Genomic DNA, 20,418 nt, shown 5'->3' with positions numbered 1-20,418 from the left:
TCGGCCGGCTTGTCGAGCGTCAGGATGCCGCGAAGCGGGCGTCCACCTCGCTGCGCACCGTGATGTCCTCCGGACGGAACAGCACAGGGTCGGCCGCGCCGGCGGGTGCCGCCATCCTGACGAACTCCATCGAGTCCCGGGCGCCGATGGGTGCGCCGTCGCCGAGCATCCCCGGATCCGCGACGGCCAGTGGCCGCAGACTGGCCAGGCCGAGGGCTGCGGCGTAGTCGGATGCCGTGATGCGGGCGTCCTCGACGGCGTGGCCCCTGGCATCCGCTTCCAGCGTCTTTCTGCTCTCGTCGGTCAACGTCCAATCGATGCCGCTGACCGTGATCCCCTCGCGAATGGACAGTTCAGCCAGCCACTCGCCGAGCCGCACGAAATCACTGAACGTCACGCGCACGTCGATCGCCGAGTGATGCACGAGCGGCAACTGGCGCCCGTCGGCATTCCAGGGCCGATCGCTCCAGACCTGCGGACGATCGCTCGCCCACCAGGTGACGGGACCGTGCTCCGGGTCGTGCAACGGTTCGATCGTGCGAGTCAGCTCGGCGTGCAGGTGCGTCGTGCGCTGCAGGATCGACTCGCGCGGCGAGCCTTCGAACGCGACGGCGATCCGCACAGTCGCGTGCTCTGCCGGGTGGTGGGACTCGAACCGGCCGCGCACGGTGATGATCGTCTCGTCCATGACGAGAACCTTACGCACCCCACGCGCTATGCTGGTGGGCTGCTGTGTCCGGTCGGGCGCAGCACCCGTCTTGCCGCGCGGTGCGGCAGCGACGATTGCGCGACGAGGAGAGCGAACCATGCCCAGGGAACGTGGTCAGAAGGTGGTGGCGACCAATCGCCGCGCCCGCCACGACTACCTCATCGAGGACACCTATGAGGCGGGGCTCGTGCTCACCGGGACCGAGGTCAAGTCGCTGCGCGAGGGGCGTGCGTCGCTCGTCGACGGCTACGCGTTCGTCGACGGGGGAGAGGCGTGGCTCGACGCCGTGTACATCCCCGAGTACCTCGACGGCACGTGGAACAATCACGCGCCCAGGCGCAAGCGCAAGCTGCTCCTGCACAAGCAGCAGATCGTGAAGATCGCGAATAAGATCAAGGACGGCGGCTACACGCTGATCCCGTTGCAGCTGTACTTCTCGGACGGTCGCGCCAAGGTGGAGATCGGCGTCGCCAAGGGCAAGCGCGAGTACGACAAGCGCCAGGCGCTCCGTGAGCGCCAGGACAAGCGCGAGGCGGACCGGGCCATGGCGAGCAAGAACCATCTCGGCGAGTAGCGCCGAGAAGACCCCTATCGGCCGAACGCGCCGATGCTGAGTGCTGCCACGAGTCGCTCCTGCGTCTCGCCGAGCCACCAGTAGAGCGCTCGTTCCAGATCGTGCTCTCGCCCCGCGAGGCCCTCGTCGCCGTCGTGCTCGATGGCCAGGCGATCCGCGAGCAGGAGCCGCAGATCCGTCACGTTGCGCAGCAGTGCGTGCACGCCCTGGTCGTCGAACGTCGCTGTGCGTGCGGCCCGCTCACCGCGCAGCAGCGAGCCGGATGTGGTCGGCTCGGCATCCGTGAACGCATCCATGACACCGCGCGCACCGTCGCTCTTCGCCGTGACGAGGTCGACGTCGGTGAGCGAGTGGAATTCGGCGCTGGCGTGGTCGTCGTCGCGGTAAGCATCCGGGAACAGCGGAGACGGCACGACGGCGCCGTCGGCGATGGATCGGAGCCGGTCGGCGAGTGTGCCGAGCAGATCCGCCTCCATGCGCGTGAGCGCGATGAACTCGTCCGCGGAGAGCGTCACGGCGATCCGTCCGTCCCGGTTGCGCCGGATGCGCGTCACGACTCTGCCCTGTCGACGCTCGCGGACAGACCGAATCCGTGCATGGCGTGCACGTGCGCTTCCATCGTCTCCCGCGTTCCCGTCGCGACGATCGCGCGACCCTCGTGATGCACCTGAAGCATGAGCCGAGTAGCCTTCGCCTCACTGAAGCCGAAGTAGCTGCGGAACACGTAGACCACGTACGACATGAGATTCACCGGGTCGTTCCACACGATCGCGCGCCACGGTGTGTCGAGGCTGTGCCTGGGCGTCAAGTCGAGCGACTCTTCGGTGCTTCCGATCGTTTCGGCGCGCTCGATCGTCGCCGGATCGCTGGTTACGGATGCCACCCTTCCAGGTTCGCACATCCGGGCATGACATGACGGCGGTCTGTGTTGTACTCTGTAAGGCCGCCACTTGAAGCGGACGTTCCTTCAGAATTCAACAGCGCGACAACAGCCCGCCCATGGGGATGATCGGTTTCGACATCGTCTGCGAGATTACGAGAAGCGGGTCGAGGATGCAGGGTTATCTCGTTAACGACCTCTGCAAAATATAAGTGCCAATTCCAACAGCACTGTCTCCGCTAAGGCCCAGGTCGCTCTCGCGGCCTAGTCGTTCTTAGCGACTCAAGAGACCGTCAGCCCGGGAATGCTCTCTACCCGGATCCTGGCGTCAGCTAGAGAGATTGCTTCTACGTATCGTCATGGGACGTAGAGGGACTCAAACCGTGACTGGGTTCGTCGGATCAGCTGCCAATGGCAAGTTCCGGAACCGAGTAAAGCGTCTTCATTGGATACGCCCGTAGAAGGCGTATGACCACAGCGATGGACGGGGGTTCAATTCCCCCCATCTCCACACGATTGAGCGAAGGAAGAGAGCAAGCGTGCTTGCTCTCGGACTGAGCTCCTGAGTGTTGAGGCGCGCAAGCGCCGATCACCATTCGGGCCGTTGTCGCGAACTGTTGAAATCCGCGGAATCACGCGGATCTCGGGGCCTCATCTGGAAACGGACGGGGCCCCGAGTGCGTTCCGGACCACATTTTGCCCACATCCTTCTCAGACCAGGATGAGCACAGCCCGCGACCGGGTCCTCGTGCGATCGGACGTTCGCCGGGGTGAGTTGGCGTGATCCGTGCGGGTGCTGGCGTTCACGCCAATGGTGTGGTTCCACGGTTGATACGAGTGTGGTGACATGCCTGGAGAGAAGACCGGAACAGATCTGCGGAGCGCGGATGGAAGCGCAGGGGATGCCGACTACGGAGTCATCGGCGTGGACTACGCCCGGTACCGGCGCCCAGAGCCCGCCTTCGACGCGGCCATCGCGGATGCGCTGGGCGACGCCCGGACGTTGGTGAACATCGGTGCCGGTGCCGGTTCCTATGAGCCAATGGGCCTCGACGTCACCGCGGTCGAGCCCAGTGCCGCGATGCGGGCACAACGCCCGATCGGTTCAGCTCCTGTCGTCGACGCTGTGGCCGAGCATCTCCCGTTTTCCGACGATGCATTCGACGCCGCCCTGGCGTCGTTCACCGTCCATCAGTGGCGAGACCTTCGTGCGGGCCTGCGGGAGGCGAGACGCGTCACCGTCGGGCCGGTGGTGATCCTCACCTGCGATCCAGCGGCGTTGCGATCTTCGTGGCTGAACGAGTACGCACCGGAGGTCATTGCGACCGAGGCAGGACGGTATCCCGAGATCGCTGATATCCGGTCCGGCCTGGGCGGGGTGGTCACGGTTGAGGCGTTGCCGATCCCGTTGAACTGCACTGACGGTTTCTCCGAGGCGTATTACGGCAGACCGGAGGCGCTCCTAGACTCGGGCGCCCGACTTGCGAACTCGGCCTGGAGCTTTCTCGACCCGACGGTCGGCGAACGATTTCAGCGCGCTCTGAGTGCGGATCTCACCAGCGGTGCGTGGGATGCCCGGCACGGTCATCTGCGCACCCAACCCTCTTTCGACGGGTCGCTCCGGTTGATCGTTGGCCGCCCATGACGGATACCGCAGCGCGCCTTTCCGTGATGGAGCGGTCGTTGTGGCCTACCGCCGCGTGGTTCTGGGCGTTGCAGTTCGCTGTGCTGAATCCACTGCTGGCTCTCATGCTGGTTGCCCTCTATGATGCGACCCCGGCACAGGTCGGGTTGACACTCGGCGCGTACAACACCGGCGGCTTCATCGCGTCCCTGCTGATCCCGTCGATCGCCGACCGGACCGGCGACTACCTTCGCCCGCTGGTGATCTGCGGCATGTGCGGTGTCGCAATGGTCATCGTCCTTGCCGCGGCGACCTCCTTGCCGGTCGCGCTGGTCGCCCTCGTGCTCCTCGGCGGGCCGCCGGGCGTCGGCTCAACGCTCCTTTTCGCGCAGCTGCGTCACGACGGTGCTTCGCCCGCCCGGGTGATTCGGACCCGCGCGATCGTCTCCTTCGCCTGGGTGATCGGTCCAGTGCTGGCGACCGCGTGCACGGGAGTGTTCGGGAACGCCTCAGCGCTGTGGCTGCTCGCCGGCATCGGCCTGGTCAACGTCGCGACGGCCGTGCTGCTTCTCCGCAGTCGTCGAAGCAGGGTGGGCGAACCAGGGTCGCGGGTGTCGCCTCCACCTCTGCTCGAGCAACTGCGCGGCTGGAGACGGTGGGGCGTGGTCGTCGCTTTCCTCTTGCTCCAAGTGACCAACATCGCCACAGTGACTGTGACGGCCCTGTTCGTCACCAGCCAGCTGCATGCCCCGATGCTGTGGGCCGGCGTCGTGCTCGGCGCGGCGGCGCTCTTGGAGATCCCCGCCCTTCTTCTCATCGGCCGGCTGCACACCCACGTGTCGGCTCGAACCCTGATCCTGATCTCCTGCGTCGCCGGCGTTGCCTACTACTCGTTGGCGACGATCACCCGGGCTCCGTGGCAACTCGTGGCGCTTCAGCCGTTGAACGCGTGGTTCTTCGCGACCGTCGCGGGCGTCGGACTCACGGTGTTCCAAGACGTCTTCCCGAGCCCAGGGCTGGCATCCGGCCTGTTCACCAACACACGTCGAGCCGGCGCCGTGCTGTCCGGCCTGCTCATCGCCGCTCTCGTCGCCTTCCCGAACCCGTATGCGGCTGTCTACGCGGCGGCTGCGATCGTCGTGCTACTCGTCCTCGCCGGCTACGCGGTGACTTTCCTTCCGCAACGAGTGCGCGCAGCCGGCGCCGATGCGCAGTAGCGTCTCCAAGATGACACCCTCACCGGATCACCGAGTCGGTGTTCTCGTCCTCGACGGTGCGAAAGCGCTCGACGTCGGCATAGCCGCTCACGTCTTCGCCAAACGACCGAGCATGCCATACGAAGTGCGCGTCTGCGGCGAGCACCCCGGAACGGTCGATGGCTGGAACGGGCTGGCGTATGCGGTCAGTCACGGCCTCGAGGCTCTCACCTGGGCCGACACGATCCTCGTCCCCGGCTACCGGAACCCGGCCGACACCGGCACCTCGCCAGGTGTCATCGACGCCCTGCGGACCGCATACGACCGCGGAACCAGGATCGCGGCGATCTCGACCGGAGCATTCACCCTTGCGGCGGCGGGTCTGCTCGATGGCCGACGCGCAACAACGCATTGGCATTACACCGAGGTCATGCGCGACCGGTACCCCGAGATCGATGTCGACGAGAACGTCCTGTTCGTCGACGCCGGTCAGGTCCTCACCAGTGCCGGCGCCGCCAGCGGCATCGACCTGTGCCTCCACCTCATTCGCCGCGACCACGGCGTCGGACTCGCGAACCACGTCGCCCGCCGTCTCGTCAGCGCCCCCTACCGATCAGGCGGACAGGCCCAATACCTCCCGCACAGCATCCCCGAGCCGCTCGGCGACGCTTTCGCGAACACCCGATCCTGGGCGCTCGAACACCTTCGCGACGACCTCACCCTCACCGCCCTCGCGAAACAGGCCAACGTCTCAGCCCGCACCTTCTCTCGGCGATTCGCCGCCGACACGGGGATCACTCCCATGCAATGGATCCTTCGAGCCCGCATCGACCACGCCCGAGAACTCCTCGAGCGCACCGACCTCACCGTCACCCAGATTGCCGAGTCAACCGGTCTCGGCACCGATACCAACCTCCGCCGACACTTCGGCAGAATCATCGGCACCTCCCCGACGATCTACCGCAACACCTTCCACGAATAGGCGGCCACCTCCGGAGCCCGGACCCGGCCGTGGTACGGAACCGGCGCGTCCGCAAGCCGGCCGCAAGCGCGCGACCGACCGCAGCCCTCGGACAGTGGTCCGACCGCAGACCGGCAGCGGGTTCTCCGACGCAGGGGTCACCGTGTCCCCACTGAATGGCGAGCACGGGGGACTGGGGTAGGAGAGGTCGAGGAGCTCGAGGACTGTCGGCTCAGCGGGCCTGCTCCGTCGGGCGGATCAGCATCTCGTTCACAGAAACGTGCGCGGGCTGGCTGAGCGCGTAGACCACCGCCTCGGCGATGTTCTCGGGATCGAGGGTGCGGAACGACTTCGCGATCTCACCGGCGGCGGCGCGCATGGTCGGGTCGGTGATGTGCGTCGTGAGTTCCGTCGCGACGAACCCGGGCGCAACCTGGACCACCCGAACGCCCCGACCGGCCACCTCTTGGCGCAGCGACTCCGAGAACGCGGCGATTCCGAACTTCGTGGCGGAATAGGCGCCGTTCCCCGGGGAGGCGTTCCGCGCAACAGTGGACGACACCTGAACAACTGTGCCGTGCGACTCGATGAGGTAGGGGAGAGCTGCGTGCACCGCGTACATCGAGCCGAGCAGGTTCGTCTCGACCATTCGTACCCACTCGTCGATGTCGGCGCCATCGATCATCCCGCTCAACATGAGCCCCGCGTTGTTGACGAGCGCGTCGAGGCGGCCGAAGCGATCCACTGCGACCGCGACTGCCCGGGCGACCGAATCACGATTCGTCACATCCAGCTCCACAGCGATGATCTCGCCCGGTCCATCGGAGACAAGGGCATCAAGACCATCCCGCCGCCGGGCGCCGGCGATCACTGTTGCCCCCGCTCGACCGAGTGCGAGCGCGGTCGCACGGCCGATCCCGGATGATGCGCCGGTGACCAGCGCGACCTTGCCTGTGAGGGTGTCGTTCATCTCATGCTCCTTGTCGTCGTGCACGGCGGCGCTCAGCCGCCGCCAGGTATGACCGGGAGGGGAGCGGTGCTGTGACGCCCGGCGTGTCCGCGCAGAGGATCAAGTCTTGACCATCGCCATGACCGGGCCCGACTCGATGAGGCACGAAAGTGCGTGTCGGATCACTGCTCCACGCGCTCGCAGATCCGACCCGACTGGCGATCGTCCGCACTCTCTACCAGGAGGCCGACGGTCGCGCCTGCGGGACTTTCGGCGTCGACGTGGCGGCCTCCACGCTCAGTCACCACTTCAAAGTGCTCCGTGCAGCAGGCGTGATCTTCCAAGAAGACCACGGAACCCGCCGCTGGACCACGCTGCGCCCGGACGATCTCAACGCGAACTTCCCCGGCCTTCTCCAAGCGCTCGCAGCTCGAAAGTAGCGCGAGAGCCGCTCCGGTCATCGGGCGCCGGACCGCCACTCACCGGTCGCCACGTGGCTGTCGAGGAGGGACGTCGACCTGGTTGCCCGGCAGGTCGGTCAGGTCTCCCGACGTAGTTCCTTTCAGGACGGTCAGAAACTGGTCGCGTGCGGCGAATTCGACGAGGTGCCCGGCGCCCGGGACCGTCACGAATCGCGTTTGAGGGGCAACTATGCGGTCGAAGTGGCGCCGGGCCAGCACGACGGGACTGATCAGGTCTCCCTCCCCTTGGACGATGGTGACGGGTATTTCGTATTCCCAGCCGAGTGTGTCGAAGCTGTAGTCCCTGTACTCGGGTTGAAGCTCGTGCAATGCGAGCGTCATGCCCTTCTCGAGTATCCGAATGTCGCCCATGGAGTAGTCGGGACTGTACATGAGTGCCGGCAGCATGAGGTCGTAGACCATGTCGGGCACGCCATCGCTCAACGTGATCGCGGTCTTGCTGAAGGCGAGCGATTCCTCTGGCGACCACAGTCGACTGTGCGGACCCAAACGGCTGAGGTCTCTGACCGCACGCCGATTCCCACGTCGCTTCGCCGCCTCGATAACGAGGCCGTACCCTTCGTCTCCCGACTCGTTCGTGAACACGTTGGCGGCGAGGTAGGAGCTGAACAGTTCAGGGCGGCGTTTGGCCATGATGGCGCCGAGCAGGCTGCCAACGGAGCTGCCCATCAGCACGATCGGGCCCGTGAACCGCTCCGCAAGGGCCTCCGCGAGTTCGATCCCGTCGGCCACCAGTCGCTCCAGCGAAAGTGCGGGCGCCGTTCGTGTTCGCAGAAATGTCTTCCCGGCGCCGCGTTGATCCCATTGCACGACCGTGAACTCTCGTTCCCAGGACCCCAACCAGGGATTGAAGGGCGTGTAGGACGAGCCGGGACCACCTTGGAGGATGAGCAGAAGCGGGTTGGCGACATCATGTCCACGGATTGTCACCCACTGCGGAATGCTGCCCAATGGCATGAACCGCTCCTCGCGGATCGTCCCCGGCCCGGCGATCTCCAGCAGGCGCCTGTTGCGAGCGCGTTCCAGCCGCCGCCTGGCCATCGCAATCATCGGGTTGACCATCAGGCGCTCGCCTTCCGCATCGTGGTCTCAATTCGCGTAAGGGCTTCCTGCAGCGGAGCCTCCTCAACATCGGCGAGGCGCAACAACTCCTGGAAACGCTGGTCGAGGCGCGCTCGGGCTCTTCGAATCACTCGTTCTCCCTCCGCAGTCAGAGTGATCGTGTTTCGACGTCGATTGCGCTCGTCTTGCTGAACGCTCACCAGGTCGTCAGCCGTGAGCTCACGCAGCAAGCCCGTGACTGCTGGGGCGGTCGAACCGAGCCAGGTCGCGAGGGTCTGCTGACTCATCGCCCCTTCGATGTCGATGGCCAGCAGCACCAGCGTGCGCGAGTAGGAGAGCCCGACTTCGTCGCGAAGGATGCGATCCCCTGCCCGCTCGAGTTCCCGCACCAGGCGATGCAGTGACATTGCGATGTGATTCACTCTTAAGATCTTAATAGAGATGGTCGCCATCCGATAGCGTCGATCGGGCCTTGGGACATCAGATGCCCGGATACTTTGTGGCGCGGCGGCGGGCATTCGGGTGATGGCGATGACGGGTGGAGCCATCGATCGCGAGTCGTACCTCTTCCCGACACGAATGGTGCGAGGGCCACAGAGCAGGTCGGCGAGAACATCGATGTCGAGACCGGTCGACTCGACGAGGTTGCGGGCAGCGAGTCTGCGCCGCAGGGGGCTGGTTGTGGGGCGACTGGCTGTGATGGTGTGTTCAGGAACCTTTCATGTGGCTAGTGTGTGGCTCGAAGGGTGCTGTTGGGGATGCACCCTCGAAGCGGAGCGCGTCCGGGGGAGCCTGCTTGCGGCCCCGCGTTGAGTGAAGGGGTTCCTTTTATGTCTGAGAACACGGCAACAAGGAAATCGGGTTGGGCGGGCTGGCGGACGTTCGCGGCTGTTGTGCTCATCGTGGGCGGCGCGATTGATGTCTTCCATGGTTTGCAGGCGATCATCGGCCCGAATACGGCGTATTTCGTTGGGAAGGTGGGGATCTTCGCGGTGGATGTCGCCGGGTGGGGGTGGTGGCACCTGATCATTGGTGTGCTGTTGGTGTTGGTGGGCATCATGCTGCTCACCGGTGCCAAGTGGGCGCGGATCACCGCGATCGTGCTGGTGGCGATCAACGCGGTCGGGCAGATCACACTGATGGACGTGCAGCCGTGGCTGTCCTTGGCTGTCCTGGGTCTGGACGTCGTCGTGATCTTCGCCCTGACCGTGCACGGTCGCGAGATGGACACCAACTAAACCAGCACACTGTCGAGTCCGACGTGGACGCGATGAAGGCCGTCCTTCGGGGCGGCCCTCATCGTTTCTGCACGCCGCGTGTTCGACTAGAACGGAAGTCGACATCCCGCGGCCAATCGCCGGACGCGCGTTGGACGCAGTACAGATACCCAGGGGAGGTGTACGGTGCAGGACGCAGTCGTGGTCGGATCCGGTCCGAACGGGCTCGCGGCCGCCGTCACACTCGCCAGGGCCGGCCTCGAGGTCACGGTGCTCGAGGGCGCCGACCACATCGGCGGCGGCAGCTCGTCAGCGGACCTCACCCTCCCCGGGGTCGTGCACGATGTCTGCTCCGCCGTGCATCCGATGGCGTTGGCCAGCGAGTTCTTCCGCCGGTTCGAGCTGGAGCGCCGCATCGAGTTGCTGGTTCCCGAGATCTCCTACGGGCATCCGCTGGACGGCGGTCGCGCCGCGATCGCTTACCGAGACCTGGAGCGCACGGCGGTCGAGCTCGGCTCGGACGGACTCGCCTGGCGGAGGTTGTTCGCGCCGCTGGTCCGGGACGGCGGGATGGCGCTGGGGGAGACCATCGGGAGGTCCCTTTTGCGGATGCCGCGGCATCCGCTGACGCTGGCCCGCTTCGGACTGAGTGCGCTCCGGCACGGCACGCGCCTGTGGGACGGCGTCTTCGACGATGTGGCAGCTCCCGCGTTGCTCACCGGCGTGTTCGCGCACACGATCCAGCGGATGCCCGCACTCGGCACTGCAGCGGCCGGGCTCGCCCTTGCGGCGTTCGCTCACACGGGAGGCTGGCCGATTCCACGCGGCGGCAGCGGAGCGATCACGAAGGCCATGGCCGACGACCTCGTCGCGCACGGCGGACGCATCGAGACCGGCACCTGGGTGCGAAGTCTCGACGAACTGCCGCCCGCACGGGTGACCATCTTGGACGTCACCCCTCGTGCCTTCCTGCAGCTCGCAGGCGATCGGGTGACGGCATCCGGGCCTTATCGCCGGTTCCGTTACGGCAACGCGGCCGCGAAGGCGGACTTCGTGCTCTCCGAGCCGGTCCCGTGGACCAACGAGGAGCTGCGCAGGGCGGTGACGGTGCACGTCGGCGGTCCGCGCCGCACCCTGGTGCGTGCGGAGGCGGCTGTGGCGGCAGGCAGCCGGGCGCACGATCCGTATGTTCTGACCGCCCAGCCGACGCTGCTGGATCCGGACCGCGCCCCCGGTCGTCACGTGCTCTGGGCGTACACCCACGTGCCTGCCGGATCCGCCGTGGATCCGCGGGACGCGATCGTCGAGCGGATCGAGCACTTCGCTCCCGGATTCCGCGACACCATCGTGGCGAGCAATGGACAGAGCGCACGCGAGCTCGACCGACGGAATCCGAACGACGTGGCCGGAGACATCGCATCGGGGGCGGTCACGTTCGGACAGCTGATAGCACGGCCGACGTTCGGACCGCATCCCTGGCAGACGCCTCTGCGCGGTACCTACCTCTGCTCGGCGTCGACCGTGCCGGGACCGGGGGTGCACGGTCTCGCGGGGTGGAACGCCGCGCTGCGCGCGCTGCAGCACGAGTTCGGCATCACGAAGGAGCCGGACCTCACGATCGGCCGGTGACGCGGCTCGGCGCCGCGGCACGGTGCCGCGCACCTGCTCAGTGCGAACGCTCCGCTCGGTGCGGGACCCGGGCGCCGGCTCGCCGCATCCGGCTCAGTGCGCCTCGAGCGCCTTCGCACAGTCGATGCAGAGCTCCGCGTACGGTCGTGCACGCAGCCGGGCCACACCGATGGGCTTGCCGCAGTTCTGGCACACTCCGTACGTTCCTGCCTCGATGCGGGCCAGCGCGTGGTCGACCTCGGTGAGTTCGACGTCGAGTTCGTCGTGCAGACCGGTCAGCTGCGACCACGTGGCGGCCATGGTCGGGCCTTCCGGGTCGTGCTCGTCGTCCGCTTGTCCGCCCGAGCGGGCCTCTCGTGCATCGCTCAGCGATTCGTCCAAGCGACCTTGCCTGGCCAGCACCTCACGTCGACGCGCGTCGAGCGCGTCGTGGAATTCACGTCGCTGGGCATCCGTCAGGCTTCGTCGCACAGAGGGCACCCGCCGATAGTACGACTAAGCGCGCCCGGATGCCGTCAGCACGATCAGCGCGCCGTTCAGTGCGACGATGGCCGCCACCGTCACGATTCCGGCGATTCTGAGCGGCGCGCGGTTCGCGAAGACACCCATCGTGGAGCGTCGTGACGTGAACCAGACGAGCGGTATGACGGCGAACGGGATGCCGACGCTGAGTACCACTTGACTGATCACGAGCGCCCAGGTCGGGTCCAGTCCGATCCCCAGCACGATGAGGGCTGGAGCGAGCGTCACGGCGCGCCGCGCCAGAAGGGGGACTCGCACGTGCAGCAGCCCGGACATCACGGACGCTCCGGCGTAACAGCCGACGGAAGTGGAGGCGAGGCCCGACGCGAGCAGCCCGATCCCGAAGACGACGCCGATCGCGGGACCCAGCGCCTGGGTGATGGCCTGGTGCGCGCCCTCGATCGTGTCGGTTCCGTCGGCACCTGAGAGGCTCGCGGCCGCCAGAAGCAGCATGGCGATGTTCACCGATCCGGCGACGATCAGCGCGAAGATGACATCCCACCGGTTCGCGCGCAGCAGATGGCGCACCCGCGCCGGATCCTCGGATGCTCCGTGCCGGTCGAGCGCGAGCGCAGAGTGCAGGTAGACGGCGTGCGGCATGACCGTTGCCCCGAGCATGCTGGCCGCGAGCAGTACGGAGCGGGATCCCTCGAACCGCGGGACGATGCCGGCGACCGCGGCACCCCAGTCAACGGGACTCACGGTGAGCGCGGCGACGAACCCGATCGTGATCACGGCGAGCAGCCCCATCATGACGAATTCGAAGGTGCGCTGCCCACGGCGGGACTGCACCGCCAGCAGCGCCATCGAGACCACTCCGACGATGGCACCGCCCGCGAGGAGCGGCACGCCGAAGAGGATCTGCAGTGCGATGGCCCCGCCGATCACCTCTGCCATATCGGTGGCCGCCGCGATGATCTCCGCCTGGGCCCAGTAGAGCAGCCGACCCGTTCGCGGCATCCGATCGCCGAGCAGCTCGGGGAGACTGCGACCCGTGACCAGTCCCAGCTTGGCTGAGAGGTACTGCACGACAACGGCCATGGCGTTGGCGGCCACGAGCACCCACACCAGCAGGTACTGGAACTGCGCTCCGGCCGTGAGGTTCGCGGCGACGTTGCCTGGGTCGACGTAGGCGATGGCGGCGACGAAGGCCGGCCCGATCAGCCAGAGCAGCCGTCGCTCCGGCGCCGCCGGGCTCGCGAGCGTTTCCGTGCTCGCGCCCTGATCCGTCGCGGAATCCCGAGTCATGCCGTCCTGCCGCCGTGATGGTTCGCGGCGCGCGAATCATCGAGAGTTAGCTGCGTCTAACTTTCTCTTTATAGCAGGCTGAACGCGGGATGGCGGCCTCGGCAGCCGCGGGACACGACGAAGGGCGAAGCCCGAAGGCTCCGCCCTTCATCCGCGCCCATGTCGCCCTGGCCGGTCAGTGGCGACGGTCGCCATGTTCCGGTCAGTAGCGGCCGGTCAGCGCCTTGTTCTTGATAGCGTCGAACTCGCCCTGCGAGATGGCGCCCTGGTCGAGCAGATCCTTCGCCTTGGCGATGTCACTGGCCGGGTTGCTTGACGCCCGCGGCTTGTACGAATCGTCCTCAGGTACCACCCCGTGCCGTCGCTGCGACCGCTCGGCCATGCCCCGCCCGCGGGCGATGACGTAGACGAGCGCCGTGATCAAGGGCACGAAGAGCAGGAAGATGATCCACACGGCCTTCCACCAGCCGTTGAGTGTCTCGTCGGCGAAGAGATCGAAAATGATGTAGAAGACGGCCACCAGGTAGGCGGTGAAGAGGAGGATCTCGACGAACATCCAGATGAGATTCGCGAATGACATGTCAGTACTCCCGTCGGTCAGGCGAGGATCTTCGCCTTGAGCGAGTCGTACTCGTCCTGCGTGATCGTGCCGGCGTCGAGGAGCGCTTTCGCCTTGGCGATCTCATCGGCAGGCGATGCGCCTGCCACCTGCTTGATGTACTGATCGGTCGCCTGCTGCACCTGCTTCTGTTCTCTCGCGCTGCGTTCCGCCATGCTCTTGCCGCGGGCGATCAGGTAGACCAGCGCGGTGAGGAAGGGCACGAAGATCAGGAAGATGATCCACACCGCCTTCCACCAGCCGTTCAGCTTGTGATCGCGGAACAGGTCGGCGACGATCGCGAACAGCGCGAACAGGTACGCGACGAACGCGAAGCTCCAGAAAATGACCCAGATCACGTTCCAGAAGTTGTCCCAGAAACTCATTCGGGTTCCTCCCCTCGTGCGCCGTCGGCGCGGCACGGATTCGATCGCGAGGCTTGCGATCGCCCCCAAGCTAGGCCCGGGATTCCGCGGGAGGCACACCCAGTCCGGGTGATGTCGTAACCGCAACGACATGCGAATCCGCTCTCCGCCCGGATAGGGTTGTTTTGTTCATGCTCCGGGGGGAATCGCATGTCAACAGTGAGATCACGATCTGCGCGGTCCGAGGCCGCGGGCCAGGCCAAGCGTGGCCGAGACGCGCTGATGGAGCGATCCGCCGTTCCGGGGGAGGCGGTCTTCGAAATCTCCAGGGCTCGGCTGGACGAGCCGATCGAACAGTTGGCTCGAGGCACCCGCACCGCCATCGCGCTCTGGGCGGCGGCCGGCGCAGGCAAGAGCGTGCTGATGGCACGCTGGGCGCGCATCCTCCAGGATCGTGGCGAGACGGTGCGCTGGGTGCACGGCATCGCGCTCGCCGACGTGGTGTCCGAGGTGCGCGCCGCCGGGCATCCGATCGTGCTCTTCGTGGACGACGCGCACTCGCTGTCGTCCGCCCGCGCGAAGGCTGCACTCTCCGCACTCCTCGAAGACGAATCGCAGACCGTGCGCGTCGTCGTGGCCGGCCGCTATCAGCCGGTGGCGGGCCTGGCGTTCCTTCAAGCGTCGGGTCGGCTTCTCGAAGTACGCACCGAGGATCTCGCCTTCACTCGCGACGACGTGCTGATGCTGGCGGCTCGGCACGGCATCGATCTTGCGCCGGAGGTCGCCGCGGCGCTCGCGGCACGGACGGGCGGGTGGGCGACCGCGATCACGCTGGCCATGCCGTGGCTCACCAGAAGCGCCGATCCGAATGCATCCGTCGGCGAGTTCAGCGGCGACGACGGTGCCGTCGCAGATTTCCTGATGTCAGAGGTGCTCGCCGGCTTCGACGAGGAGACGCGCCGTGTGCTCACTTCCGTCGCCGTGAGTGCCTTTGTGCCCTCCGATCTGGCCGCCCAGCTTTCCGGATCCGCCGACGTGGGCGCCGTGCTCCATCGTGTTGCTGCGACGAATGCACTGCTGACCGAGGATGCTCAGGGCTTCAGGTTCCATCCGGTGCTGCTGGCGTTCCTCGGTGCCGAAGCACGACGGATCAGCCGGCAGGCCGCCTCCCGCGCGCACGCGACGGCTGCTGACTGGTTCGCGGCGCACGAGCGGCCGGCCGACGCGGTGCAGCAGGCGGTGGAATCCGCCGACCTCGCTGTGCTCACGGATGTGCTTGCGCGGGTCGGACTCGAGCTGGCGCTCGAGGGTCGCAGCAGGCTGATCGCGACGGCGCTGGCGCGTTACACGCGGGAGGACAGCGAGCCGCTCGTCGCTCTCGTGCTCCGACTGCTCTTGGATGCGCCCACCTTCGCGGATCCGCGCCGCGCGCACCACCTGGTGTCGCTCGCCGATCGAGCGGTCGCCACGGCGGCTCCCGCGGCGTCAGCTGACGCGTGGATCGTCGCGCTCGACGCGGTGCGGTGCTTCGTGGAGGTGAGGGACCGGCGGTCGTTCGCCGGAGCATCCCGCCTGTCGGACGCCGTCGCCGTCGAACAGCGGGGCGCGAACCTCGGTCTCGATCTCTTGTGCGCGACAGCAGAGGGATGGCTCCTGGCGCGTATCGGCGAGACGGGCAGAGCCCATGCCGTGATGCGCGACGTTCGAGTCTCGGCGCACCGCGCGGGACTCGACTGGCTGTTCCTCGTGGCGAGCGAGTTGTCGATCGGCATCCTGAGCGACCTGGGGCGCTGGGACGAAGCCGTGGTGCTGGAGGATCGACTCGTGCAGGCGGCCGACCGCTTCACCGCGGCACCACGCGACAGGGTCCGGCGCCGCGTCGAGGTGGTTGCGGCCACCCGTCGCTACCTGCGCTGCCTGGAGGGCGACCCGCTCTCGCTGCACGACGTGATGGCATCCGACCCGCTCGGTCTCGACCCGGAGCTGAGCACGACGGCGCGCGTGCTCGAACTGCTGCCGGCGCTCGACACGACCCAGAACCCGCGCCGAGCGCTCGATGACATCGAACGGCTGATGCGCGAGACCGGCGTATATGTGCCGCGAACGCTCGCGCTGGTGGCACCGCGGATGGTGTCGGCTCGGCTCGGTCTGGACGGTCGGTCACGGGCGCGCGAGACCGCAGAGCTCGTCGTCTCCGTACTCGGACCGAACAGCCTCGAGGCCGCGATCGTGAGATTCGTCCTCAGCTCGCCGCTGCGCAACACGGAGCCGGCCGCTCGTCAGCTGGAGGTCGCCACGTCGGAGGAGAAGGCCTGGCATCCTGCATCGTTCATCACGGCGGTCCTGCTGCTCGCTCGGTCGGCGGAGGAGAACGGACGCAGTGCAGAGGCGGATGCGCTGACCGTTCGAGCCGTCGAGCTGGCGGTGCGCTACCGCCTTGAGCGCCCGTTCCTCGCCCCAGCGGTCGATGGCGTCGGTCTCGTCTCGCGGCGCCTTGGACGATTCGGGCACCTCGAGGACGATGCCAGGAGGATCGTCGCCCGCGCGCCCTCGAGCACGCGCAACGCGAATGCGGACGCCCTCGTGATCGAGTCGCTCACCGCGAAGGAACGGGACATCCTCTTCGAGCTGCCCGTTCACCAGTCGGTCGCCGAGATCGCCCAGCGGCACTCGCTGAGCGTCAACACCGTCAAGACGCACCTTCGGAACATCTATCAGAAGCTCGGTGTCTCCGACCGTAGTGAGGCGGTCGCGACCGCCCAGCGGCTGGGGTTGATCTAGGCCGTCGGGCTCAGTTCTGCGGTCGGTGGCGGTGGCGCCCGCGGCCGACCTCGATGCGTCGTGCGAGCGCGAAGACGACTCGCACGGATGCCGAGAACGGGGCCGCGAACCCCTTCGGATCCGGTGCTCGCCACGAGGTCAGGCGAGGCTCGGATCGAATCACCCGCGGTAGGTGACGCGTGCGACGCCTGCCGGTACGAACCTTGAGATGCGGCCGAAGGAAGGTGCGGAATGAAGCGTTACGAGATCCGCCTTCCCTATCCGTTCTCCGAGCGTCTGGCTGCCGCGTTCCCCGAGATGGAAGCGGTGCAGATCGCGCCTTCGACGACCATCCTCGTCGGCACCCTGCGCGACCAGACCGAACTCCACGGGCTGCTGGCACGCATCGCCGACATGGGCCTGGAGATCCTCGAGGTGCGTCAGGACAACTGAGTGCTGTCCGTTCGTGCGGCGCGTTCGATTCGCCAGTCAGTCGCCGCTGCCGGTCAGAACTGGCCGATGCCCTTGCCGATGACCACGACGCCGATCACGAACATCAGCACGGCCATGATCGTGGCGTTGTTGTCGGTGAGCCAGCCGCGCAGGGTGTCGAGGGGACCGCTCATCTGCTTGGACGCCACGAGGTAGGCGATCACCGGGATGAGGATCGAGCACGCCGCGATCAGCACGAACACCACGATCACGATGACCATCTGCCACACAGCGATGCCGGACGAGCCGATGGCGAGACCTGCGCTCACCGCGAGCAGCAGGTTTTTCGGGTTGACGGCCGACAGCAGGATGCCGAGCACGAATCCGCGCATCGCCGTCATGGTGTCGATCGCCTTCATCCATGCGGGGAGCTGCGGCTCCTCACCAGGCTTCGGGCGACTGCGCCACTGGCGGATCCCGATCAGGAAAAGCAGCGCGCCGAGCACGATGTCGATCACGCCGACGATCGGATGCGTCGCGTCCGGGTCGCTCGCCGGAAGGATCGACGACAGCGCGGTGAACACGATCACCGCGACAGTGATGCCCACCACCCAGCCCAGCAGGAAGCCGACTCCCGTGCTCTTCGCCCTGGGGGAGAGCAGCAGGAGGATGGCGGCGATCATCGGAACCGGGCTGATCGCGATGCCGATCGCGAGGGGCAGTGTGGTTCCGATGACGGGTCCCATTGCAGCCTCCGATCGGCGGTCCGACCCAGTAGACCCTAATCGCGCACACAGCATGCACGGTCCTCCGTTTCGGGTGATAGACCCGTGCGGGGCTCGGGACCGCAGGCGCAGTCGTTAGTTTGTGCACCGACGGAGGGGGCGCGATGTCGTGGTGGCGTAAGCGCAAGACGGAGACCGCCAGTACGGAGCCCATCGTCGAGGACCAGGATTTGCCGACGGCACCGACGCTCCCGCGTGCCGACGCCATCCTGCTCGGTCTCGCGGGCGGTGTCGTCACTGCCGTCGGCATGTACTGGTTGCGCGGATTCCTCGCCCCTGTACTGCTCGCGCTGGTCCTCACGGTGTGCGTGCATCCGCTCCGCCGTGCGCTGGAGAGGCATGGCGTGAACCGTGGTCTCGCGACCGGCTCGGTGATCGCCGCCGTGTTCGTGCTGCTCGCCGCATTCGTCACGGCGCTCATCGTCGCCCTCGCCCAGTTCGCCACCCTTCTGCCGCAGTTTGCGCCGCAGATCGAGGAGATCGGCAAGGCCATCGGATCCTGGCTCAAGTCGGTGGGATTCGATCAGTCCCAGGTGCAGGCGGTGACCGCAGGCTTCGATCCGGGCAGGCTGATCGGAGCGGTCGGCGGGATCCTCGGCAGCGTGGCGAACATCACGTTCGGGCTCGTCGTCATCCTCACCTGCCTCATCCTCATGGCCGTCGACGCCAGTGCGCTGTCCGCCATCTCGAAGCAGGTCGCGTTGCGTCGTCCCCACCTGGTGGCGGCGATGTCCCAGTTCGCCGGCGGCGTGCGCAAATACATGGTCGCAACGACCGGACTCGGCATCGTCCAGGGACTGCTGAACTGGGCAGCGCTCGTGATCCTGCAGGTGCCGGGCGCCCTCCTCTGGGGACTGCTCTCGTTCCTGTGCAGCTTCATCCCGAACATCGGGTACTTCATCGCGATCATCCCGCCGCTGGTCTTCGGCCTGCTCACGGGCGGCTGGGGGGTGTTCGTCGCGATCCTCGTCGTGTACGGCGTGGTCAACTCCGTCGTTCAGTCGATCATCCAACCACGCGTCGTCGGCAACGCGGTCGCGCTGAGCCAGACGATCACCTTCGTCTCCGTGCTCTTCTGGGCCGTCGTGATCGGCCCGATCGGCGCGATCCTGGCGGTGCCGCTCACACTCCTGGTTCGCACCATCCTCATCGACTCCGACCCCCGGGCACGCTGGTGGCGGCCCCTGATCGGCGACCTCCGCGACACGCAGCCCTACATCGCCGAGGAGACGGCAGCGCTGAAGCGCACCAGGCAGGCGGCCAAGGCGGCCAAGCGAGGCACGGCGCCGACGCCACCCGCGCCCGAGGGCACCAGGGATGGCTGACCCGGTCGACGACACCGCCTCGCATCCTGCACACGGCGGCTTCGGCTCAGGAGCCCGCCTCGTGATCGTGCTGGCGGCATTCGGTGTCGCGATCGTGTGCCTCTGGCTCGGACGCGACCTGCTCGCCCCCGCCCTCACCGCACTGATCGTCGTGGTGACGGTGCATCCCGTGCGGCGCCGCCTCGATCGCGCGGGTGCTCCGCGCTGGGTGGGCACGACGGCCGTGATCGCCCTTGCCTACGCCGTACTGGGCGTCATCGGTGGCCTGATCGTCTTCGCGGCCGTGCAATTCGGCCATCTGGTCGCCGACCAGAGTGCCGCTCTCGCGTCCGCGACCGGCTCGTTGGAGTCGTTCCTCAAATCGGTCGGCGTCGACACCGACACGACGGCGGGTATCGCATCGGCCGTCGATCCGAAGACGCTCGCTTCGGCCGCCGGCGCGATCGCTCACGCCGTGTTCTCCGCCGCACTCGCATTCTTCTTCGTGCTCGCCTACATCATCTTCATGGCGGGCGACGGGTCCCGGATCGAAGAACTGCGAGACGAGTTCGGGGACTGGCACGGTGCGCTGCTCGACGCACTCGGGAGGTGGGCGCACGGGGTTCGGGCCTACTTCGTGGTGAACTCGATCTTCGGCGCCATCGTCGCCTTGCTCGACGGCGTCGTGCTCTGGGCTCTTCACGTTCCGGGTGTTCCGATCTGGATCGTGCTCGCCTTCGTCACCAATTACGTGCCGAACATCGGCTTCGTCATCGGCATGATTCCGCCGACGGTGCTCGCCCTCGTCACCGGGGGATGGCCGCAGGCGCTCGCCGTGGTCGTGGCGTACTGCGTCATCAATGTCGTGCTGCAGGAGCTCGTGCAGCCGCGATTCGTCTCCAGCACCGTGTCGCTCGGGCTCACGCTGACCTTCTTCTCCGTGTTGTTCTGGACCGTCGTGCTCGGTCCCGTCGGCGCCATCCTGGCGATCCCGATGACGCTGCTGACGCGCACTCTCATCGTGGAGATCGATCCGGATGCCCGCTGGTCGCGCTGGATCACGGGCGACCGGCAGCGTGCATCCGGATGACCCCTGGTGCGTCGCGCGTGTCGTCGCACCA

The 20,418-nt window shown here is 66.9% G+C and carries 22 protein-coding genes and 1 other RNA gene; 12 read left to right on the top strand and 11 right to left on the bottom strand.

Features of this window, described 5'->3' with window-relative positions; genetic code table 11:
- Window positions 1-19: 19 nt before the first annotated feature.
- Window positions 20-688, bottom strand: coding sequence for an SIMPL domain-containing protein (locus tag HII28_RS04340; RefSeq protein WP_170024288.1), 669 nt, complete (start codon window positions 686-688; stop codon window positions 20-22).
- A 118-nt stretch (window positions 689-806) separates the two neighbouring features.
- Here HII28_RS04340 and smpB point away from each other — a divergent pair, with 118 nt between their 5' ends.
- The gene (gene smpB / locus HII28_RS04335; protein ID WP_170024287.1) at window positions 807-1,283 is read left to right on the top strand and encodes an SsrA-binding protein SmpB; all 477 of its coding nucleotides are present in this window, start codon (window positions 807-809) and stop codon (window positions 1,281-1,283) included.
- 14 nt (window positions 1,284-1,297) lie between these two features.
- Here the strand turns inward: smpB and HII28_RS04330 are convergent, their stop codons facing one another.
- Together HII28_RS04330 and clpS are read right to left on the bottom strand one after the other, a co-directional pair.
- A complete protein-coding gene (locus HII28_RS04330) occupies window positions 1,298-1,837 on the bottom strand; it encodes a DUF2017 family protein (RefSeq protein WP_170024286.1) in 540 nt (179 codons plus the stop codon).
- Window positions 1,834-2,091, bottom strand: coding sequence for an ATP-dependent Clp protease adapter ClpS (gene clpS / locus HII28_RS04325; RefSeq protein WP_240977503.1), 258 nt, complete (start codon window positions 2,089-2,091; stop codon window positions 1,834-1,836). Before clpS ends, HII28_RS04330 begins: the two co-directional genes overlap by 4 nt.
- 193 nt (window positions 2,092-2,284) lie before the next feature.
- On the opposite strand from clpS, the gene ssrA reads away from it, so the two are divergent.
- From ssrA to HII28_RS04305, 4 genes are all read left to right on the top strand, one after another.
- Window positions 2,285-2,677, top strand: a transfer-messenger RNA (tmRNA) gene (gene ssrA, locus HII28_RS04320).
- 333 nt (window positions 2,678-3,010) lie between these two features.
- The gene (locus HII28_RS04315; RefSeq protein ID WP_170024284.1) at window positions 3,011-3,808 is read left to right on the top strand and encodes a class I SAM-dependent methyltransferase; all 798 of its coding nucleotides are present in this window, start codon (window positions 3,011-3,013) and stop codon (window positions 3,806-3,808) included.
- The gene (locus tag HII28_RS04310; protein ID WP_170024283.1) at window positions 3,805-5,004 is read left to right on the top strand and encodes an MFS transporter; all 1,200 of its coding nucleotides are present in this window, start codon (window positions 3,805-3,807) and stop codon (window positions 5,002-5,004) included. Before HII28_RS04315 ends, HII28_RS04310 begins: the two co-directional genes overlap by 4 nt.
- 10 nt (window positions 5,005-5,014) lie before the next feature.
- Entirely contained in the window at window positions 5,015-5,965 is a 951-nt protein-coding gene (locus HII28_RS04305; RefSeq protein ID WP_170024282.1) for a helix-turn-helix domain-containing protein, read from the top strand.
- Between the two features lie 211 nt (window positions 5,966-6,176).
- Here the strand turns inward: HII28_RS04305 and HII28_RS04300 are convergent, their stop codons facing one another.
- Window positions 6,177-6,914 carry an SDR family oxidoreductase gene (locus HII28_RS04300; RefSeq protein WP_170024281.1) on the bottom strand — a complete coding sequence of 246 codons (738 nt, stop codon included), beginning with the start codon at window positions 6,912-6,914 and terminating at the stop codon, window positions 6,177-6,179.
- A 149-nt stretch (window positions 6,915-7,063) separates the two neighbouring features.
- Here HII28_RS04300 and HII28_RS04295 point away from each other — a divergent pair, with 149 nt between their 5' ends.
- On the top strand, window positions 7,064-7,333 hold the full coding sequence (locus HII28_RS04295; protein WP_170024280.1) for a helix-turn-helix domain-containing protein: 270 nt from the start codon (window positions 7,064-7,066) through the stop codon (window positions 7,331-7,333).
- Window positions 7,334-7,372: 39 nt separating this feature from the next.
- Here the strand turns inward: HII28_RS04295 and HII28_RS04290 are convergent, their stop codons facing one another.
- On the bottom strand, window positions 7,373-8,437 hold the full coding sequence (locus tag HII28_RS04290; RefSeq protein ID WP_170024279.1) for an alpha/beta hydrolase: 1,065 nt from the start codon (window positions 8,435-8,437) through the stop codon (window positions 7,373-7,375).
- Window positions 8,437-8,889, bottom strand: a complete 453-nt coding sequence (locus HII28_RS04285; protein ID WP_170024278.1) for a MarR family transcriptional regulator — start codon at window positions 8,887-8,889, stop codon at window positions 8,437-8,439. The genes HII28_RS04290 and HII28_RS04285 overlap by 1 nt, the downstream gene beginning before the upstream one ends.
- Before the next feature lie 378 nt (window positions 8,890-9,267).
- Here HII28_RS04285 and HII28_RS04280 point away from each other — a divergent pair, with 378 nt between their 5' ends.
- Complete coding sequence (locus tag HII28_RS04280) at window positions 9,268-9,675, top strand: hypothetical protein (RefSeq protein WP_170024277.1); 408 nt, start codon at window positions 9,268-9,270, stop codon at window positions 9,673-9,675.
- Between the two features lie 165 nt (window positions 9,676-9,840).
- The gene (locus HII28_RS04275; protein WP_170024276.1) at window positions 9,841-11,283 is read left to right on the top strand and encodes an NAD(P)/FAD-dependent oxidoreductase; all 1,443 of its coding nucleotides are present in this window, start codon (window positions 9,841-9,843) and stop codon (window positions 11,281-11,283) included.
- A 93-nt stretch (window positions 11,284-11,376) separates the two neighbouring features.
- Here HII28_RS04275 and HII28_RS04270 read toward each other — a convergent pair whose 3' ends face one another.
- From HII28_RS04270 to HII28_RS04255, 4 genes are all read right to left on the bottom strand, one after another.
- Window positions 11,377-11,763, bottom strand: a complete 387-nt coding sequence (locus HII28_RS04270; protein WP_346769180.1) for a TraR/DksA C4-type zinc finger protein — start codon at window positions 11,761-11,763, stop codon at window positions 11,377-11,379.
- 15 nt (window positions 11,764-11,778) lie between these two features.
- Window positions 11,779-13,053, bottom strand: coding sequence for an Nramp family divalent metal transporter (locus HII28_RS04265; protein ID WP_170024275.1), 1,275 nt, complete (start codon window positions 13,051-13,053; stop codon window positions 11,779-11,781).
- A 202-nt stretch (window positions 13,054-13,255) separates the two neighbouring features.
- Complete coding sequence (locus HII28_RS04260; protein ID WP_170024274.1) at window positions 13,256-13,633, bottom strand: SHOCT domain-containing protein; 378 nt, start codon at window positions 13,631-13,633, stop codon at window positions 13,256-13,258.
- A 17-nt stretch (window positions 13,634-13,650) separates the two neighbouring features.
- Window positions 13,651-14,037, bottom strand: a complete 387-nt coding sequence (locus tag HII28_RS04255; RefSeq protein ID WP_170024273.1) for an SHOCT domain-containing protein — start codon at window positions 14,035-14,037, stop codon at window positions 13,651-13,653.
- 198 nt (window positions 14,038-14,235) lie between these two features.
- Here HII28_RS04255 and HII28_RS20615 point away from each other — a divergent pair, with 198 nt between their 5' ends.
- Both HII28_RS20615 and HII28_RS04245 read left to right on the top strand, forming a co-directional pair.
- Window positions 14,236-16,797, top strand: coding sequence for a LuxR C-terminal-related transcriptional regulator (locus HII28_RS20615; RefSeq protein ID WP_170024272.1), 2,562 nt, complete (start codon window positions 14,236-14,238; stop codon window positions 16,795-16,797).
- A 231-nt stretch (window positions 16,798-17,028) separates the two neighbouring features.
- Window positions 17,029-17,229 (top strand): hypothetical protein, encoded by a 201-nt coding sequence (locus HII28_RS04245; RefSeq protein ID WP_170024271.1) that lies wholly within the window; start codon window positions 17,029-17,031, stop codon window positions 17,227-17,229.
- 53 nt (window positions 17,230-17,282) lie between these two features.
- Here the strand turns inward: HII28_RS04245 and HII28_RS04240 are convergent, their stop codons facing one another.
- On the bottom strand, window positions 17,283-17,954 hold the full coding sequence (locus tag HII28_RS04240) for a GAP family protein (protein ID WP_170024270.1): 672 nt from the start codon (window positions 17,952-17,954) through the stop codon (window positions 17,283-17,285).
- Window positions 17,955-18,097: 143 nt separating this feature from the next.
- Here HII28_RS04240 and HII28_RS04235 point away from each other — a divergent pair, with 143 nt between their 5' ends.
- Both HII28_RS04235 and HII28_RS04230 read left to right on the top strand, forming a co-directional pair.
- Window positions 18,098-19,318 carry an AI-2E family transporter gene (locus HII28_RS04235; protein ID WP_170024269.1) on the top strand — a complete coding sequence of 407 codons (1,221 nt, stop codon included), beginning with the start codon at window positions 18,098-18,100 and terminating at the stop codon, window positions 19,316-19,318.
- Entirely contained in the window at window positions 19,311-20,387 is a 1,077-nt protein-coding gene (locus tag HII28_RS04230) for an AI-2E family transporter (RefSeq protein WP_170024268.1), read from the top strand. The genes HII28_RS04235 and HII28_RS04230 overlap by 8 nt, the downstream gene beginning before the upstream one ends.
- The last annotated feature ends 31 nt before the right edge of the window (window positions 20,388-20,418 follow it).

The organism is Planctomonas sp. JC2975 (genome assembly GCF_012985205.1).
In the GTDB taxonomy this organism is placed as follows: domain Bacteria; phylum Actinomycetota; class Actinomycetes; order Actinomycetales; family Microbacteriaceae; genus Humibacter.
The sequence above is the reverse complement of the archived record's forward strand: the minus strand, read 5'-3'. Positions and strand labels throughout refer to the sequence as shown.

Excerpts from the sequence above, each read along its gene's own strand:
- HII28_RS04340 (WP_170024288.1), bottom strand. The coding sequence starts at position 688 with ATGGACGAGACGATCATCACCGTGCGCGGCCGGTTCGAGTCCCACCAC.
- smpB (WP_170024287.1), top strand. The coding sequence starts at position 807 with ATGCCCAGGGAACGTGGTCAGAAGGTGGTGGCGACCAATCGCCGCGCC.
- HII28_RS04315 (WP_170024284.1), top strand. The coding sequence starts at position 3,011 with ATGCCTGGAGAGAAGACCGGAACAGATCTGCGGAGCGCGGATGGAAGC.
- HII28_RS04310 (WP_170024283.1), top strand. The coding sequence starts at position 3,805 with ATGACGGATACCGCAGCGCGCCTTTCCGTGATGGAGCGGTCGTTGTGG.
- HII28_RS04305 (WP_170024282.1), top strand. The coding sequence starts at position 5,015 with ATGACACCCTCACCGGATCACCGAGTCGGTGTTCTCGTCCTCGACGGT.
- HII28_RS04300 (WP_170024281.1), bottom strand. The coding sequence starts at position 6,914 with ATGAACGACACCCTCACAGGCAAGGTCGCGCTGGTCACCGGCGCATCA.
- HII28_RS04290 (WP_170024279.1), bottom strand. The coding sequence starts at position 8,437 with ATGGTCAACCCGATGATTGCGATGGCCAGGCGGCGGCTGGAACGCGCT.
- HII28_RS04285 (WP_170024278.1), bottom strand. The coding sequence starts at position 8,889 with ATGGCGACCATCTCTATTAAGATCTTAAGAGTGAATCACATCGCAATG.
- HII28_RS04280 (WP_170024277.1), top strand. The coding sequence starts at position 9,268 with ATGTCTGAGAACACGGCAACAAGGAAATCGGGTTGGGCGGGCTGGCGG.
- HII28_RS04265 (WP_170024275.1), bottom strand. The coding sequence starts at position 13,053 with ATGACTCGGGATTCCGCGACGGATCAGGGCGCGAGCACGGAAACGCTC.
- HII28_RS04260 (WP_170024274.1), bottom strand. The coding sequence starts at position 13,633 with ATGTCATTCGCGAATCTCATCTGGATGTTCGTCGAGATCCTCCTCTTC.
- HII28_RS04255 (WP_170024273.1), bottom strand. The coding sequence starts at position 14,037 with ATGAGTTTCTGGGACAACTTCTGGAACGTGATCTGGGTCATTTTCTGG.
- HII28_RS04245 (WP_170024271.1), top strand. The coding sequence starts at position 17,029 with ATGAAGCGTTACGAGATCCGCCTTCCCTATCCGTTCTCCGAGCGTCTG.
- HII28_RS04240 (WP_170024270.1), bottom strand. The coding sequence starts at position 17,954 with ATGGGACCCGTCATCGGAACCACACTGCCCCTCGCGATCGGCATCGCG.
- HII28_RS04235 (WP_170024269.1), top strand. The coding sequence starts at position 18,098 with ATGTCGTGGTGGCGTAAGCGCAAGACGGAGACCGCCAGTACGGAGCCC.
- HII28_RS04230 (WP_170024268.1), top strand. The coding sequence starts at position 19,311 with ATGGCTGACCCGGTCGACGACACCGCCTCGCATCCTGCACACGGCGGC.